The organism is Micromonospora sp. NPDC048843 (assembly GCF_040649965.1).
Classification (GTDB): domain Bacteria; phylum Actinomycetota; class Actinomycetes; order Mycobacteriales; family Micromonosporaceae; genus Micromonospora; species Micromonospora hortensis.
The window spans coordinates 1-1,003 of the sequence record NZ_JBEZGJ010000407.1; the positions used below are offsets into that span (position 1 = coordinate 1).

Genomic DNA, 1,003 nt, shown 5'->3' on the forward strand with positions numbered 1-1,003 from the left:
CGGGCATGCCGTATCCATCTACGACGATCCCTTCCAGGTCGCCGGACTGCCCACCACCAGCGGCCCCAGCGGGCCCCGGCCGAACGTCCCGGACGCCGCGCTCACCGCCACCGGTGGCGACAAGGGTGCGGTGGACACGTTGGCGCTCAATGCGATCGACGACATCCAGAGCTTCTGGCGCGGCGAGTACCACAACGAATTCGACGGTGAATTCGCCCCGGTCACGAAGTTCTACTCGTGGAGTGCGAAGGCACCGCGATCGCAGGAGACCCAGTTCTGTAAGGACACGACCTATCACTTGGTCAATGCCGCCTACTGCCGGCTGGACAACTCGGTCGGCTGGGACCGTGCGGTGCTGTTGCCGATGATGCAGGACAGTTTCGGCAAGATGGCGGTGGTGATGGTGCTCGCCCACGAATACGGCCACGCCATCCAGACCATGTCGCACATCGTCTCCGCCAAGGATCCGGTCATCGTCAAGGAACAGCAGGCGGACTGTTTCGCCGGTGCGTTCATGCGGCACGTCGCCGAGGACAAGGCCACGCACTTCACGATCAACACCTCCGACGGCCTCAACAATGTGCTCGCCGCGACCGTCGCCATCCGCGATGCCAACCCCGAGGATCCCGAATCCGTGCACGGATCGGCCTTCGAACGGGTCACCGCCGTGCAGATCGGCTTCACCGATGGGCCCAAGGGCTGCACTCCCGCTCAGCGGGTGCTCGAAGAGATTACCTCACCACCCCCCGGTTCGACCAAATCGGGGGCCGGGGGCACGGGAGGACGTGGCCGGAGGGGCGATGGGGGTGGCGGTTTCGCTGGTGACTTTCGGTTGGATTCGGGGGCCTGGGGCCTGTGGCCGGGGCTGCGCCGGATCATGAAATTCCGTTGGGGCGCTGTGTGCTTGGTTCGGCGTGTGCGTGGTTCGGGCGGATCGAACCGGAGGCCGGTCCGATTCGGGTGTGCCGCCGGACGGGTCCGATGTCGATTTGCCCCGGACAGC

The 1,003-nt window shown here is 65.7% G+C and carries 1 pseudogene; it reads left to right on the plus strand.

Features of this window, described 5'->3' with window-relative positions:
• Positions 1-1,003 (plus strand): annotated as a pseudogene (locus AB0C20_RS36465) (hypothetical protein); the annotation flags it as partial.